The sequence below is a fragment of the Sorangium sp. So ce367 genome, assembly GCF_051520455.1.
Classification (GTDB): Bacteria; Myxococcota_A; Polyangia; order Polyangiales; family Polyangiaceae; genus Sorangium; species Sorangium cellulosum_B.
Genome location: NZ_CP150334.1, coordinates 4,243,394 through 4,259,019, shown reverse-complemented (window position 1 = coordinate 4,259,019; position 15,626 = coordinate 4,243,394). Strand labels below are relative to the sequence as shown.

9 protein-coding genes are annotated in these 15,626 nt (G+C 71.6%); 7 read left to right on the top strand and 2 right to left on the bottom strand.

Annotated features, from left to right (window positions below):
- Positions 1-89: 89 nt before the first annotated feature.
- From WME97_RS16270 to WME97_RS16250, 5 genes are all read left to right on the top strand, one after another.
- On the top strand, positions 90-1,892 hold the full coding sequence (locus tag WME97_RS16270; protein ID WP_437552822.1) for a peptidylprolyl isomerase: 1,803 nt from the start codon (positions 90-92) through the stop codon (positions 1,890-1,892).
- Positions 1,889-3,184: a M16 family metallopeptidase gene (locus tag WME97_RS16265; protein WP_437552821.1), complete on the top strand. Its 1,296-nt coding sequence runs from the start codon at positions 1,889-1,891 to the stop codon at positions 3,182-3,184. Before WME97_RS16270 ends, WME97_RS16265 begins: the two co-directional genes overlap by 4 nt.
- Before the next feature lie 263 nt (positions 3,185-3,447).
- On the top strand, positions 3,448-4,560 hold the full coding sequence (locus WME97_RS16260; RefSeq protein WP_437552820.1) for an ArsR/SmtB family transcription factor: 1,113 nt from the start codon (positions 3,448-3,450) through the stop codon (positions 4,558-4,560).
- Positions 4,550-5,866: an adenosylhomocysteinase gene (ahcY, locus tag WME97_RS16255; protein ID WP_437552819.1), complete on the top strand. Its 1,317-nt coding sequence runs from the start codon at positions 4,550-4,552 to the stop codon at positions 5,864-5,866. Before WME97_RS16260 ends, ahcY begins: the two co-directional genes overlap by 11 nt.
- Positions 5,867-5,912: 46 nt before the next feature.
- Complete coding sequence (locus tag WME97_RS16250) at positions 5,913-7,982, top strand: bifunctional aldolase/short-chain dehydrogenase (RefSeq protein WP_437552818.1); 2,070 nt, start codon at positions 5,913-5,915, stop codon at positions 7,980-7,982.
- A gap of 19 nt (positions 7,983-8,001) precedes the next feature.
- On the opposite strand, the gene WME97_RS16245 is transcribed toward WME97_RS16250, so the two are convergent.
- Together WME97_RS16245 and WME97_RS16240 are read right to left on the bottom strand one after the other, a co-directional pair.
- Complete coding sequence (locus WME97_RS16245; RefSeq protein ID WP_437552817.1) at positions 8,002-9,492, bottom strand: MATE family efflux transporter; 1,491 nt, start codon at positions 9,490-9,492, stop codon at positions 8,002-8,004.
- A gap of 80 nt (positions 9,493-9,572) precedes the next feature.
- Positions 9,573-12,392: a protein kinase domain-containing protein gene (locus WME97_RS16240; RefSeq protein WP_437552816.1), complete on the bottom strand. Its 2,820-nt coding sequence runs from the start codon at positions 12,390-12,392 to the stop codon at positions 9,573-9,575.
- A gap of 291 nt (positions 12,393-12,683) precedes the next feature.
- Between WME97_RS16240 and WME97_RS16235 the strand changes: the two genes are divergently transcribed.
- Together WME97_RS16235 and WME97_RS16230 are read left to right on the top strand one after the other, a co-directional pair.
- A complete protein-coding gene (locus tag WME97_RS16235; RefSeq protein ID WP_437552815.1) occupies positions 12,684-13,178 on the top strand; it encodes a hypothetical protein in 495 nt (164 codons plus the stop codon).
- A 412-nt stretch (positions 13,179-13,590) separates the two neighbouring features.
- Positions 13,591-15,618 carry a DsbA family protein gene (locus WME97_RS16230; protein ID WP_437552814.1) on the top strand — a complete coding sequence of 676 codons (2,028 nt, stop codon included), beginning with the start codon at positions 13,591-13,593 and terminating at the stop codon, positions 15,616-15,618.
- The last annotated feature ends 8 nt before the right edge of the window (positions 15,619-15,626 follow it).

The window sequence follows — 15,626 nt, the reverse complement described above, 5'->3', positions numbered from 1 at the left end:
ACGCCGTCGACGCCGTGCTATGCCGCGCCAGGCCAAGGCGGGAGGCCGCTCGAAGAGCGAGCGGCGCACGCCCCGGGAGCGAGCCCTTCGTGAACAGACTGAGCCAAATCTTCGGCGCCGCCATCATCATCGCGATCGCCGTCGTCTTCATCGTCCAGTTCCGCCCGAGCACGGGGCCCGTGCAGTCGGCCGGGAACACCTGCGCGGTCGAGGTCCGAGGCAGCTGCATCTCCTCGATCGACTTCAACGCGTCGAAGAACCTGCTCGCGATGCGGAGCCCCGACGAAAACCGCCTCCGGGCGATGGGTTACCGGCGGCTCACGGCGGAGGGGCTCTACGAGCGGTGGCTCCTCAACGAGGACGCGAAGCGCCTCGGGATCACCGTCTCGGACGACGAGCTCACGAGCGAGCTCGTGGCTGGCAGGGTGCATGTCTCGCTCCCGGCAGACAAGATCCGCCAGGTCGGTTACGCCCTCAGCCTCCGGGAAGACCTCACTCGCTACCTGGACGTCCGCAACCGGCAAACGAAGAAATTCGACAACAAGCAGTACGAGAAGCAGATCCGGAACATCACGAAGATGAGCCCCACGGACTTCCGCGATTACCAGCGGAAGGAGCTCATCGCCGCCCGGATGCGCGAGCTCATCCGGGCGCGGGTCCGGGTCGGCGAGAATGAGGCGTTCGAGCAGTTCTCGCGCGAGAAATCCACGAGGACGCTCGCCTATGTGCGCTTCGACCGGCGCTTCTACAGCGATCTCATCGTGGACACGTCGGAGAAGGCGATCCAGGCCTGGGCCGACAACAACAAAGAAGAGCTCGACAAGGCCTGGGAGGGGCGGAAGGCGCAGTATCAGCCCGAGTGCCGCGTCGCCCGAGTCCTCAGGGTCGAGGTGAGGCCCGAGGAGGCCGAGCAGGGGCCGGAGGCGGGCAAGGCCGCCGCGAAGGCGCGGATCGAGGGCGCGGTCCAGCGCCTCAAGAAGGGCGAGAGCTTCGCCGACGTGGCCCGCAGCGCGAGCGACGATCCGAGCGCGGCGCGCGGCGGCGAGCTCGGATGCGTGGCCAAGGGGCGCCTGAGCAAGCCTGTCGAGGACAAGCTCTTCGAGATGAAGGCGGGCGATGTGTCCGACCTCATCGAGACCGAGGACGGCTTCCACGTCATCAAGCTCGAGCAGATCGCGAAGGACGCCGAGGCCGAGAAGATCGGCCGGCAGGAGGCGGCGCGCGAGCTCTACATCGCCCACGAGTCGGAGCGGCTCGCGGCCGAGGCCGCGAAGCAGGTGCTCGCCGCCGCCGCGGGCGGCAAGTCGCTGGAGGACGCGCTCGCCGCGTACATGGCCCAGCTCACGCCGGCGAAAGCGAAGGAGAAGGAGGGCGCCGCGGCGCCGGGCGCGAAGGCGGGCGGCGCGGCGAAGCAGGACGGCAACAAGGACGCGGGCGCGAAGGAGGGTGGCGAGGCCGGGGAGGCGCGAGCTCCCTACACGATCGTGACGCACCCGAACCGGCCCACCGTCGAGACGAGCCTGCCGTTCAACGTCTCCGGCTCGCCCATCGCCGACGCGAGGGACAGCACCGAGGCCGCGCGCATCGCCTTCCAGCTCGACAAGCCGGGCGACCTGCCCAAGGACGTCGTGGCGCTGGCGAACGGTTATGCGGTGATCCAGCTCAAGGAGAAGACCTCTGCGAGCCAGGAGCAGTGGGACAAGGATCGCGAGTTCTACACGTCGGCCATGCGCGCCGCGAAGCAGAACGACGCGCTCATCGGGTACGTGCGCCGGCTGAAGTCGACGATCGGCAGCGAGGTGAAGTACGACCAGAACCTCCTCAAGGAGTCCAAGCCAGCCGAGGACGGCTCCGGCGAGCCGCCGCTGCCGCTCGAAGACGAGGGGGAATGACGTCGCTCCCGCTGCGTGACGCGCGCGACGTCGTCCTCTCGAACGGCCTCAAGGTCGTCCTCGTCCCGCAACCGCACGTCCACCGGGCGGTCGCGTCGCTCTACCTGCGCGTCGGCTCGCGGTTCGAGAGCCAGCAGAACAACGGGATCTCTCACTTCCTGGAGCACATGGTGTTCCGGGGGACGCCGACGCTGCCGACCGCGCACGCGCAGGCGCTCGCCTTCGAGCGCCTCGGAGGGACGCTCTACGCGGCGACCCACGTCGACCACGGCGTGATGAGCATCTCCGTGCCGCCGACGAACCTGGAGCCGGTGCTCGCCCTGCTGGGCGAGGTGGCCACGTCGCCTCGCTTCACAGCGATCGAGGTCGAGCGCGGCATCGTGCGCGAGGAGATCCTCGAGGACCTCGACGACGAGGGGCGCGACATCGACGCGGACAACAACGCGCGCGCGCTCATGTACGAGCGACACCCGCTCGGGTTCACCATCACGGGCGACATCGAGGCGCTCGATCGCTTCGACGAGCCGATGCTGCGCGCCCACCACGCCCGGCACTACACGACGGCGAACGCGGTGCTCTGCCTCGCGGGGCGGCTCGATCCCGAGGCGTGCGCGCGGGTCGCCGAGCGGCACTTCGGCGCCATGCCGCGCGGCGAGCAGGTGCCCGCCGCGCCGCCGCCCAACGCGCAGAAGAAGCCGAGGTTCCGCTTCATCGAGAACCAGTCGAGCCAGACCGATCTGCGGATCGCGTTCCGGGGCGTGAGCGAGCGCGATCCGCGCGAGCCCGCCGTGGAGATGCTGCTCCGCGTCCTCGACGACGGCATGTCGACGCGGCTGTACGAGCGGATCTGCGATCGGCTGGGCCTCTGCTACGACGTGTCGGGGATGTTCGAGGCCTACGAGGACGACGGGGTCGTCGACATCGCCGCGGGCGTCCAGCACGACCGCGCGACCGTGGTGGTCCGGGAGATCTTCGCGCTGCTCCGCGAGCTCGCCGAGGTCGGCCCGCGCGAGGACGAGCTCGCCAAGGCGCGCGACCGCCACCTCTGGTCGGTGGAGGCGATGCTCGACGACGCCGAGGCGACCGCCGGCTTCCATGGGCTCGCCGCGCTCGCCGACATCACGCGCACCCCGGAGGCGCGGCACGAGGAGCTCGCGCGCGTCAGCGTCGCCGACGTGCGCGACGCCGCGCGCGCGCTGTTCCGGCCGGAGCGCCTCACCGTGGTGGCCGTGGGCCTGCTCCGCTCCTCGGAAGAGGCGAAGCTGGAGAAGGTCGTCCGCTCGTTCGGCTGACCCAGCGCGAGCCAGGAGCCGCGGCGCACCACGGCAGCGGCGATCGAAGAGGAAGCAGAAGGAGCCCCGGTAAGGAGGCGGCCGTCGAAGGGCGCCCCCGTGCGCATGGCTGGCCACGGCTGGCCGCTGCACGGGAGCCTGCCCCGCCGCGCGACCCGAGGGGTGCCCACGCATGTCAGCCGGGCCTTCTCGGCGAACCGAGCGCGTTCAAGGCCTTGCTCAAACTATTTGCATTCATGCGCATCAAGACATATACATGAGCCATGGTCTCGGTCGCAGAGACGCCGGCCCAGCCGGAGGAGGCGGTCGCGCGGTGCGAGCTGTACCGGCTGCTGGCGGATCCGGTGCGGGTGCGGCTCCTCGGCCTGGCCGCGGCGGAGGAGCTCGCCGTCGGGGAGCTCGCCGAGCTGCTCCGCGAGGGCCAGCCGAAGATCTCGCGCCACGCGGCCGCGCTCCGTGAGGCGGGGATCCTGCTCGCCAGGCGCCAGGGGACGTGGACGCTGCTCCGCCTGGATCCGCGCGCGACGACCGATCCCGTGGTCGACGACGCGGTGCGCGCGGGCCAGCGCGCGTGCGCGGCGGACGGGACGCTCGCGCGCGTCGAGGAGGTGCTGGCCGCGCGCGACGCCGAGACGCGCGAGTTCTTCGCGCGCGGCGGGCGGCCGTTGCGCCCGGGGCCGCCGGCCGAGCTCGCCGCCTACCTCGCGGCCCTCGCGCCGCTCCTGCCCCACCGGCGGCTGGCGGTCGACGCGGGCACCGGCGACGGGGCGCTGCTCGAGGTGCTGTCGCCCGTCTTCGATCGCGTCGTCGCGCTCGATCGCGCGAGCGCGCAGCTGCAGCTCGCCGGGGAGCGCCTGCGGCGGCGCAGCCTCGAGAACGTCGAGCTGGTGTGCGGCGAGATCGACGGGCCCGAGGTGATCCGGGCCGTGGCGCGCGCGCTCGGCGGCGATCCTCCGGAGGCGGGCGAGGCCCTCTCCGGGGGCGCCGACGTTGTCTTCGCGGCGCGCGTGCTGCACCACGCGCCTCAGCCGGCGAAGGCGATGCGCGCGCTCGTCGAGCTCGCGCGCCCGGCCGCGCCCGGCCGCGGCGACGGCGCTCACGCCCGCGGGGGCGCGGTGTGCGTGCTCGATTACGAGGCGCACCACGATCAGGCCCTCCGGGAGCAGGAGGCGGACATCTGGCTCGGCTTCTCGCCGGGCGACCTCCGAGGCCTCGCCGAGGAGGCCGGGCTCTCCGGCGTCGAGCTCCGGCGGCTCCCGTCCGCATGGCAGGGCGAAGGCCCGGATCGACACCTGGTTTGGCAGCTGCTCGTCGGCTGGCGCGGCGCGCGCACAAGCGCATTCACCGAAAAGGCAAAGGGACACCATGACTGCTGAGAAGAAGCTCTCCTACAAGGTCGCCGACATCACGCTCGCGGACTGGGGTCGCAAGGAGATCCGCATCGCCGAGAAGGAGATGCCCGGGCTGATGGCGCTCAGGGCGGAGTACGGCCCGACGCAGCCGCTCAAGGGCGCGCGCGTCGCCGGCTGCCTCCACATGACGATCCAGACCGCGGTGCTGATCGAGACGCTGGTGGCCCTCGGCGCGGAGGTCACCTGGACGAGCTGCAACATCTACTCGACGCAGGACCACGCGGCGGCGGCCATCGCGGCGGCCGGCATCCCGGTCTTCGCGTGGAAGGGCGAGACCCTCGAGGAGTACGACTGGTGCATCGAGCAGCAGCTCTACGCCTTCAAGGGCGGCAAGGGGCCCAACATGATCCTCGACGACGGCGGCGATCTCACGATCGTCGCCCACGAGAAGCACCCGGAGCTCTTCACCGGCGCCGACCCGATCCGCGGGCTCTCCGAGGAGACGACGACCGGCGTGCACCGGCTCTACGAGATGCACCGCGCGGGCAAGCTGAAGGTGCCCGCGATCAACGTCAACGACTCGGTGACCAAGAGCAAGTTCGACAACCTCTACGGCTGCCGCGAGTCGCTGGGCGACGGGATCAAGCGGGCCACCGACGTGATGTTCGCCGGCAAGGTCGCCGTCGTGTGCGGCTACGGCGACGTCGGCAAGGGGTGCGCGCAGTCGCTGCGCGGCCTGGGGGCGCGCGTGATCATCACCGAGATCGACCCGATCTGCGCACTGCAGGCGGCGATGGAGGGCTACGAGGTGAAGCGCCTCGAGACCGTCGCCCCGGTCGGCGACATCTTCGTCACGGCGACCGGCTGCGAGGACGTCGTCCGGGCGGAGCACATGATCGCGATGAAGGACGAGGCGATCCTCTGCAACATCGGGCACTTCGACTCCGAGATCCAGATCGCGTGGCTCGAGAAGAACCCCGAGATCAAGGAGGAGAGCATCAAGCCGCAGGTCGATCACTTCATCTTCCCGGACGGCAAGCGGCTGATCGTCCTCGCGCGCGGCCGGCTCGTGAACCTCGGGTGCGCTACCGGCCACCCGTCGTTCGTGATGTCGACCTCGTTCTCCAACCAGGTCCTCGCGCAGATCGCCCTGTGGACCGAGAAGCACACGATCGGCGTGCACCTGCTGCCGAAGAAGCTCGACGAGAAGGTCGCGGCGCTGCACCTGCCGAAGCTCGGGGTCGAGCTGACCCAGCTCACGACGGAGCAGGCGAAGTACCTGGGCGTCCCCGCCGAGGGCCCCTTCAAGGCCGAGAACTACCGCTACTGAGCGGCGGGCTTTCGGCGCCTCCGCCGCTGGGGTAGGCGGCCGATCGATGGATCCTCGCCACAGCAAGGACGAAGCCCAGCGCACCCTCGACACCTACGCCTCGACCTGGGGCGAGGATCTCGCCCTCCGCGTCTACACCTCGCGCCTGCTCGGCGCCGATCCGTCGCTCGTCCTCCACGGCGGCGGGAACACGAGCGTCAAGAGCACGGCCGTCGACCTGCTCGGCGATCGCGTCGAGGTGCTCTTCATCAAGGGCAGCGGGTGGGACCTCGCGACCATCGAGCCGCGCGGCTTCCCGGCGTGCCGCCTCGCGCCGCTCCAGCGTGCTTGCGCGCTCGAGGCGATGACCGACGAGCAGATGGTCGCGCTGCTGCGCGGCCAGATGCTGGATCCGGCGAGCCCGACGCCGTCGGTCGAGGCGCTGCTGCACGCGATCATCCCCGCGAAGTTCGTCGATCACACGCACGCGGACGCGGTGCTCGCGGTCATCGATCAGCCCGGCTCGGCCGAGGTCGTCCAGGCGATCTACGGGGACGGCGCGCTCTTCGTGCCGTACGTCATGCCAGGCTTCGCGCTCGCCCGCCGCGTCGCCGAGCTCGTCCGGGAGCGCCTCGCCCGAGGGGCGCTCCCGTCGCTGATGATCCTCGACAAGCACGGCGTCTTCACGTGGGGAGACACCGCCGAGGAGAGCTACACGCGCATGATCGACGCCGTCACGCGCGCCGAGCACTACATCGCCGAGCGCAGCGTGATCGTCTCGCACCCCACGGTCGTGGCGGATCCGGACCTCCGGGCCGCCATCGGGCCGGTCGTCCGCGGAGCGCTCGCCCGCGCGTCGGGGCGCCCCTGGGTCTGCACGCTCCGCACCGGCCTGGAGCTGCTCGCGTTCTGCGCGCGCGACGATCTGGCCAGGGTCTCGCAGATCGGCTGCGCCACGCCGGATCACGTCATCCGCACCAAGGCGCGGCCGCTCGTCATCCACGGCCACGACATCACCGACACGGCGCGCTTCCGCGCGACCGTCGAGCAGGCCATCGCGAGGTACGTGGACGAGTACCACGAGTACTTCCGCCGCTCCTGCGCGGCGCGGGGCGTCGTCCGCGACGAGCTCGATCCGTTCCCGCGGGTGCTGCTGTTCCCCGGGGCGGGCGCGCTGTGCGTGGGGGGCTCCCGCGCCGAGGCGGAGATCGTCGCGGACGTCTACGCCCATACCGTCTCCGTGATCGAGGCCGCCGAGGCGCTCGGCGGGTACCAGCCGGTCCCGGAGCTCGATCTCTTCGACATGGAGTACTGGAGCCTCGAGCAGGCGAAGCTGAAGCTCGGCGCAGGCCCGCGGGGCCAGCTCGATCGACGGATCGCGCTGATCACGGGCGCCGCCTCGGGGATCGGCCACGCGACGGCGGCGGCGTTCCTCGCCGCGGGGGCGCACGTGGCGCTGGCCGATCGCGACGAGGAGTCGCTCGAGAAGGCCGCCGCCGAGCTCGGGGGCCGCTACCGCGGCCGCTGCATGAAGGTCGCCTGCGACGTGCGCAGCGAGGCGAGCGTGCACCGCGCGTTCGCGCAGTGCGCGGCGCACTTCGGGGGCGTCGACGTCGTCGTGTCGAACGCCGGCCGCGCGTTCTCTGGATCCCTCCACACGTCCGAGGGGCACGAGGCGCTGTGCGCGTCGCTCGAGCTGAACCTGCTCGGCCACCAGAACGTCGCCCGCGCAGCGGCGCGGGTGCTGCTCGCGCAGGGCTCAGGCGGCGCGATCCTGTTCAACGCGTCGAAGAGCGCGTTCAACCAGGGGCCCGATTTCGGCCCCTACGGCGTCGCCAAGGCGGCGCTCGTCTCGCTGATGCGCCAGTACGCCGTGGACCTCGGGCCTCAGGGCATCCGGGCCAACGCCGTGAACGCCGACCGGATCCGCACCGCGCTCTTCGGCGCCGGCTTGCTGGAGGCGCGCGCCCGCGCCCGCAACGTCTCGGTCGACGACTACTTCCGCGACAACCTGCTCCGGCGCGAGACCACCGCGGCGGACGTGGCGCAGGCCTTCCTCTACCTCGCGACCGCCGAGGCCACGACGGGCTGCGTCGTGACCGTCGACGGCGGGAACGCCGCCGCTTTCCCGCGCTGAGCCGGTCGGCTCAGCGCGCCTACGCGCTCGCCCCGCCGCCGCCCTCGCCGAGCACGGGCTCGTCGAGGGGCTTCTGGGCGTCGAGCCGGATCTTCTTCCAGTCCCCCGAGCGGAACTTCCACACCATGGTCGCGGCGAGGAGGACCACGTAGACGACGCCGGCGCCCCAGATGCCCATCAGGCCGAAGCCGAGCGTGATGCCGAGCAGCCACGCCAGCGGGACGAGGCAGGTGAAGTGCAGGATGAGCTCCACGACCATCACGAACATCGTGTTGCCCGCGCCGAAGAGCGCCTGCGTGAGGATCATGCCGACCGCGACGAGCGGCGTGCAGATGCCCATGATCTGGAGCGGCCGGAGCGCCGCGGCCTGGACGAGCTCGCTGCTGCTGGCGAACGCGAGGATCTGCGGCGCGAAGATCGCCTCGAGCAGGCCGACGACGCCGAAGATCGCGAGCCCCAGCCGGACGCTGGTCCAGCCGAAGCGCGCGGCCTTGTCGCCGTCCTTCTCGCCGAGCGACTGCGCGACCAGCGTCGCCGTCGACGTGCCGAAGGCGAGGCAGGCCGTGAACGTGAGCTTCAGGATGCCGACGATCACCGTGGTCGCGGCGCCGTACACCGGCTCCGCGCGGCCGCCGGGACAGAGCGGCGAGACGACGCCCGCCGGCGCGACCTGGTCGAGCTTGCTGGCGATCGCGTAGAAGAGGGCGAAGCCCGTCATGATCGCGACGGTCGCGACGGCGCTCGGGATCGACAGCCGGAGGATGGACCAGACGAGCGGGGCCGAGAGCTTGCTCGTGGCGAACGGGCGGTAGCGGCGCCGGTACTCCGGCAGGAGCGCGTACGCGAGCATGATCGCGAGGCCGACGTAGGTCGAGATGAAGCCGGCCATGCCCGCGCCGGCGATGCCGTACTTCGGGATGCCGAGCGAGGCGTTGCCGAAGATGAGCAGGAGGCAGAGCACGATGTTCAGCCCGTTCATCGCGAGGGCCGAGATCAGGTGGATGTGCGTCTTGCCGATCCCGTCGAAGAACGCCTTCAGCGCGAACGTCGCCGCCATCGACGTCACGCCGAGCAGGCGCCAGCCGAGGTAGTCGAGCGCCGCCTGCCGCGCGTCCGGCACCTTGATGATGACGGACAGGATGTACGGCATCGTCAGGTACCCGATCGCGGAGAACACGACGCCGGCGACGATCGCGAAGAACAGGGCGTTCGCGAGGACCGCGCCGGCGTCCCCGGGGCGATTCTCGGCGAAGCGGCGCGCCGTGAACGCCTGCGTGCCCACCGAGATCGCGCTGAGCGAGCCCCCGAACAGCCACAGGACGATCAGCGACGGCAAGAGCGCCGCGTGCGCGTTCGAGGACTCGGGGCACGGCAGGTGCGCGAAGAAGACGATGTCGACCTCGTTGACGATGCTCTGGGTGAGCATCGCCGCCACGGTCGGCAGCGCGAGCCGCAGGATGGCGCGATGGGGTGGGCCCGAAGTAACGGCGTTCGAACCCGGCGCGGACAAGGCGATCTGAGCCATCGCAGGCTGCGCGGTATACAACGCCGCAGCCCATGCGCGAGCGAAATGCGCCGCGCGACGCGCGGCTACTCCGCTTTGGCGACCCGGGACCGCCGCTTGTGACGGCGCCGCTTCGCTTCGCTGCGATCCTCGTGCGCGTCTTTCGCCGCCGTGTCAGCCTCGCCACGCGCGGGTGTCGGGGCGGCCGACTCGCGCGCCGCGGACGAGGACGATCGCTCGCGCGCCTTCGGCTCGCGCTTCGCGACCTCGCGGGAGGCGCGATCCGCCGCGCCGCGCGCCGCAGGTTTGTCGGCCTTCGGCGCCGGCGCGCGCGCGGTCATCGCCGAGGCGCGCCGGGCGGGCTCGTCCCTCGCAGGCGGCTTCGCCGCGTCGCTCTTCGCGATGGCGGCCTGCGCAGGCGACACGACCGCCGCAGGCTGCGCGGCTCCCTCTCGGGGCGCGGCGGCATCGGAGCCGGCGGCGGGCACAGCCGCGAGGGCCGAAGGCGTGGCGCTCCCCTGCCCTGCCGCGCTGGCCGCCGCGAGAGCTGCCGCGACGGACGCCGGCGCGTAGGAGGCTGCCTCAATCGCGCCGCCCGCCGGCGCCTCCGCGGCTGCGGCGAGCGACTGCGCCTCCGCAGCTGCCGCCGGCGCCTCCGCGGCGACCGCCGGCGCAGCGGGCTGCGCCTCGTCGCCCGACGACGCGGCCGCCTCGCCCGCAGCGCCGACGAGCGCAGCGACCGCGGGGACACGGGCCACCAGGTCGCGCCCCTTGCCGACGACCAGCACGCCCGCGAGCGTCATCGCGGCGGCGACCGCGGCGAACCCCATCGCGCGGCGGCGGGTGCGCGCGCGAGCAGGTCGCCCCAGCGCCTCCAGGATGGCCTTTCGCATCTCGGCGGCGCTCTGGAAGCGGACGCTCGGGTGACGGGCCAGCGCGCGCATCACCAGATCGTCGACGAACGTCGGGATCTGCCGGGTCGGCGCGCGCTCGCGGAGGCGCTCGGGGCTGCCCTTGATCTTCGCGTCGATCAGCGCGACGAGGCTCTGCTCGACGAACGGCAGGCGCCCCGTGAGCATCTCGTAGAGGACGCAGCCGAGCGCGTAGAGATCGGCGCGCCCGTCGATGCGCCCCGACGCGGCCTGCTCGGGGGCCATGTACTCGGGCGTCCCGACGATCGCGACCGCGGCCCGGGCCGGCCCTTCGCCGGCGCCCGTCTCGTCCACGACGCCGTCGGCCTCGCCGCGATCGTCGGCGAGGCGCTTCGCGAGCCCGAAATCGAGCAGCTTCAGGCCGGCGTCCGCGAGGGAGAGCGCCCCCTCGGCGCCGCGCGGGCGCGTCATGAAGAGGTTCTCGGGCTTGATGTCCCGGTGAACGAGCCCCTCGGCGTGCGCCAGCTCGAGCGCGCTCAGCACCTTGGCGGCCATCGCGAGCGCGTCCCTCCAGTCGATCGCGCCGCCGCGGACGAGCAGGGCGTCGAGCGTCTCGCCCTCCAGGAGGTCCATGGCGCAGAACAGCCGGCCGTCCGCGGCCATGCCGAAATCGTGGACCTTCACGAGGTGCTCGTGGGAGAGGCGCGAGAGGACGCGGGCCTCGCGGCGGAAGCGGCTCGCGATCACGTCGGTCGCCGACTGCTCCGCCGAGACGACCTTGAGCGCCACGCGGCGCCCCAGATCGACGTGCTCCGCCTCGTGGACGGTGCTGCTCGCGCCCGTCCCGATCTCGCGCAGCAGCCGGTAGCGCGTGCCGGGCAGCGTGCCGTCGTCCACGCGCTCGGCGGAGGCCATGGCCTCGGCGCGCGGGCTCACCGGCGTGACGGCCGTGGCGCGATGGGCCTTGGCGGCGGCGACGAGGGCCGCGAACTCGCCGCGCGAGCGCCCCGGCTCGCCAGGGAACAGGCGCTGCATCAGGTGCGCGGCCCGCGCGCGCACGCCGCGTTCGCCGCCGGGCAGGGCGACCGCCGCCCCGAGGAGCGCGGCGAGGTCGCGCGCGGCGGCGCGGCTCGACGGGTACCGGGCCTCGCGGTCGAAGGCCGTGAGCCGCCCGATGGCGGCGTCGAGCGCCGACGGGGCCCCGAGCGACAGCGCGATCGGCGGCGGGTCGTTCTGGTTGCGCGCGACCGCGGCCATGTGCGTCTGCGCGTCGCCCTGGAGGAACCGGCGCCCGGCGCACAGCTCCCAGAGCATGATCCCGAGCGCATAGAGATCGACCCGCGCGTCGCCTGGGTCGCCGTTGGCGACCTCCGGCGCGACGTAGCCCGGCTTCGCGAAGACGACGCCCGCGACCGTGTGGCAGCGCCGGTTCTGCCCGCGGGCGGTGCCGAAATCGATGATCTTCACCTCGCCGGCGAAGCCGAGCATCACGTTCTGCGGCGACAGATCGCGGTGGACGATGGCGAGCGCGGCGCCCGACGGGTCCCTGCGCTCGTGCACGTGGGCGAGCGCCTCGGCGATCATCGTCGCGATCGCGACCGCCTCCGCCCAGTCGAAGCGGTGCCCGAGCTGCACCGCGCGGGCCCGGACCTCGCCGAGGCTCCGGCCCTCGACGTGCTCGACCACCGCGTACGGCTCCCCCGTCGCCGGGTCGACGTCCGCCTCGATGACCTGCGCGACGCCTGAGTGCTGGAGCTGCGCCTGCACACGCGCTTCGTCCAGGAAGCGGGCGATGTAGCTCGGATCGGACGCGTGCTCGCGGCGGATGATCTTCACGACGACGGGGCGCTCGGCGCCTTCCAGCCCGGTCGTGGAGGCGAGGAACACCTCCCCCATGCCTCCCCGAGCGATGCGCCGCAGGAGCACGTAACGGCCGAGCGGCCGGGGAACATCATCCGCGGCGAAGCCGCTCTTGGTGGGCTCGTGCGAGGGCGGAGGAACCGGGCGAGGCACGGTCGCGGAGGAGTTCGCCATGAAGCGAACCTACCGGATGTAGGACAAGGTGGGCCAAGTTCGCGCGAAACGCTGCGCGACGCGGAAATAGCCCGTGCTCCTGCTGGCGCGGGCCGCTCGAACCACCGTTTCGACACAGGGGATCTTCAACTTATCCACAGAGTTATCCACACCCTGTCGACAAGTGGCGTCCTCCGGGCGGTACCCTGGAGAAGCGTCGGGATCCGTCCAGGAAGACCCCGAAGTGCCGCGTTCCCGCGGGGATCCGGGCCATTGCTCTCCCTGCACGCCTCGGCTAATCCTTGGCGAGGGATGTCGCGACACGCTGTCCAGCGCCTGATGACCGTGCTGACGTTCGCGTTGGCGCTGGTCCTGCCGCTGACAGCGCGCGCTGCGATCGTCCCGGTGTGCGAGGACGACCGGATGACGATCCTCGCCCCGCCGGACGAGCCGTCGTGCACCGTCTTGACCAGCGTCGACGATGCGACGGGCGAGACGAGGTACGCGCCGATCTGCGATCCCCGCGGAGCTTCCTCGGTCGCTCCGCCCCGCACCCTCCCGATCACCGACGCGCGGATCGACGCGGCGCCAGGCTGCGCTTGGAGCGATGGCGGGCCGATGGTCGGGCCGAACTCGCGGCACCCCGGCCCTGTGAGCGAGCTCTCCAGCGCCCCGCAGCAGGCGTTGCTCCTTCCTGACCTCGTCCTCCCTGCCCCGTACGCGTCGGTCTCGCTCTCCTCGTTCGCGGCGGTCTCCGGGGGACCGCGTCCCGGCGTCGCGCAGGGCGTCTACCACCCGCCTCGATGAGGCGAGCTCGCCGGCAGCCCGCCCCCGATCGCGCCGCGTGGTCTCTCGTGGACCGCAGCTCTCGGCGGGAGGGCGGCGCTGCCGCGAGGTCCGGAGCGCTTGCCGGTCTGACCCGAGCCTCCTAGGCGCTGGTCCGGTCCCACGTCGCGCAGGCTCGCCCTCTCGAGGGCGACGTGCCAGCCGCGCCCGAGGCCGGTCGCTGGCGCCGGCGTGAGGGGTCGAGAGCGGTCCTGGCGCTCCGCCGGGGGCTGCGCCGCGCGCACGCGGCGGAGGCTCCCTCGGCCCGGGGTGGCTCGCCGCCCCGGGAGGTCACGATTGGCGATCTTGTCGCGGGCGCTGCACCCGGTGCCGCGCCCGCGTTGAAGGAGGGGCCCGCCTGGCGGAGCCCCACCACGTTGAGAGAGGAAACATCATGAACAAGGGAACAGCCATCGTCGGCTTTCTTCTCTGCTTCATCGCAGGGATGGGGCTGATGTGGAGCATCGATCGGAGCGCCGGCTCGCGCGGGCATGAGATCTCGGCGGCCGTCGAGGACGGTCAGCCGTGGACCGACGAGGAAGCGGCGGTCCCGGTGTCGTCGAAGGACCCCATGTGGGGCACGCGGGCGGCGCCGGTGACGATGGTCGTCTTCAGCGACTTCGAGTGTCCGTTCTGCACCAAGGTCGAGACGACGATCAACCAGCTCAAGGACAAGTACGGTCCCGAGAAGCTGCGCATCATCTGGAAGAACAACCCGCTCCCCTTCCACAAGAACGCGCGCCCGGCGGCGCTCGCGGCCGAGACCGTGTTCCGCCTCGGCGGCTCGAAGGCGTTCTGGAAGTTCCACGAGCTCGCCTTCCAGAACCAGAAGAGCCTGACGCCCGAGAACTTCGAGAAGTGGGCCGGCGACGCCGGCGTCGACAAGGCGAAGTTCAAGGCGGCGTTCGATCGGCAGGAGTACATGGCCAAGATCGACGCCGACATGGCGGTCGGCAAGACCTCGGGCGTCACCGGCACGCCCGCCTCGATCATCAACGGCGTGTTCCTGAGCGGCGCTCAGCCGATCGACAAGTTCACGTCCGTCATCGACGAGCAGCTCAAGGCCGCGCAGGCGGCGGTCGCCGCCGGGACCAAGCCCGACAAGGTGTACGCGAAGCTCGCCGGGGAGAACAAGGCGAAGGCGCCGCCGCAGAAGGACCGCGAGCGCCCGCAGGAGGACGACAAGACCGTCTGGAAGGTGCCCGTCGGCGACGCGCCGGCGAAGGGCCCGGCCACCGCGCTGGTCACCATCGTCGAGTGGTCCGACTTCCAGTGCCCGTTCTGCTCCAAGGTCGTCCCGACCCTCGACGAGATCCTCACGACCTACGGGGACAAGGTCCGGGTCGTCTGGAAGAACAACCCGCTCCCGTTCCACCAGCGCGCCGAGCCCGCGGCTGAGCTCGCCATGGAGGCCCGCGCGCAGAAGGGCGAGAAGGGCTTCTGGGACGCGTACTACCTGCTCTGGAAGAACCAGCAGAAGCTCAGCGACGACGACCTGCTCGGCTACGCCAAGGAGCTCGGGCTCGACGTCGAGAAGGTGAAGGCCGCGATCGCCACCAAGAAGTTCGGCGCGTCCATCGCCGCCGATCAGGAGCTCGCGGACGACCTGCAGGCGTCCGGGACCCCGCACTTCTTCATCAACGGCCGCCGGCTCGTCGGCGCGCAGCCGCTCGACAAGTTCAAGGCGATCATCGACGAGGAGATCAAGAAGTCGGAGGCGCTGCTCGCCAAGGGCGTCGCGGCCAAGGACCTCTACGCCGAGATCATCAAGGACGGCAAGGAGCCGCCGCCGCCCGAGCGCAAGGAGGTCTCCGCGCCGGCGCCGAACAGCCCGTGGAAGGGCGGCGAGAAGGCCAAGGTCGTGATGCAGGTCTTCTCGGACTTCGAGTGCCCGTTCTGCAAGCGCGTCGAGGACACGGTCTCCCAGATCTCGAAGACCTACGGCGACAAGCTGAAGATCGTGTGGCGCCACCGGCCGCTGCCGATGCACAAGAACGCGCCGCTCGCGTCCGAGGCCTCGCAGGAGGCCTACACGCAGAAGGGCAACGCCGGGTTCTGGGCGTACCACGAGGTGCTCTTCAAGAATCAGGGGCAGCCGGACGCCTTCTCGCGCGCCTCGCTCGAGAAGTACGCCGAGGAGCAGGGCCTCGACATGACGAAGTTCAAGAAGGCGCTCGACGCGAACACCCACAAGGCGTTCGTGGACTCCGAGAACTCCGTGGCGGACAAGGCGGGCATCAGCGGGACGCCGGCGTTCGTCGTGAACGGCTACTTCATCAGCGGCGCGCAGCCGTTCTCGAAGTTCAAGAAGCTCATCGACAAGGCCATGAAGGAGGCCGGCGAGACCGCGCCCGCCGGGCTGCCCGCCAAGAGGCCGGCGCCCACCACGCAGCCGGCCGCCGCCCCCGCCGCGCCGAAGTGAACCGCCGC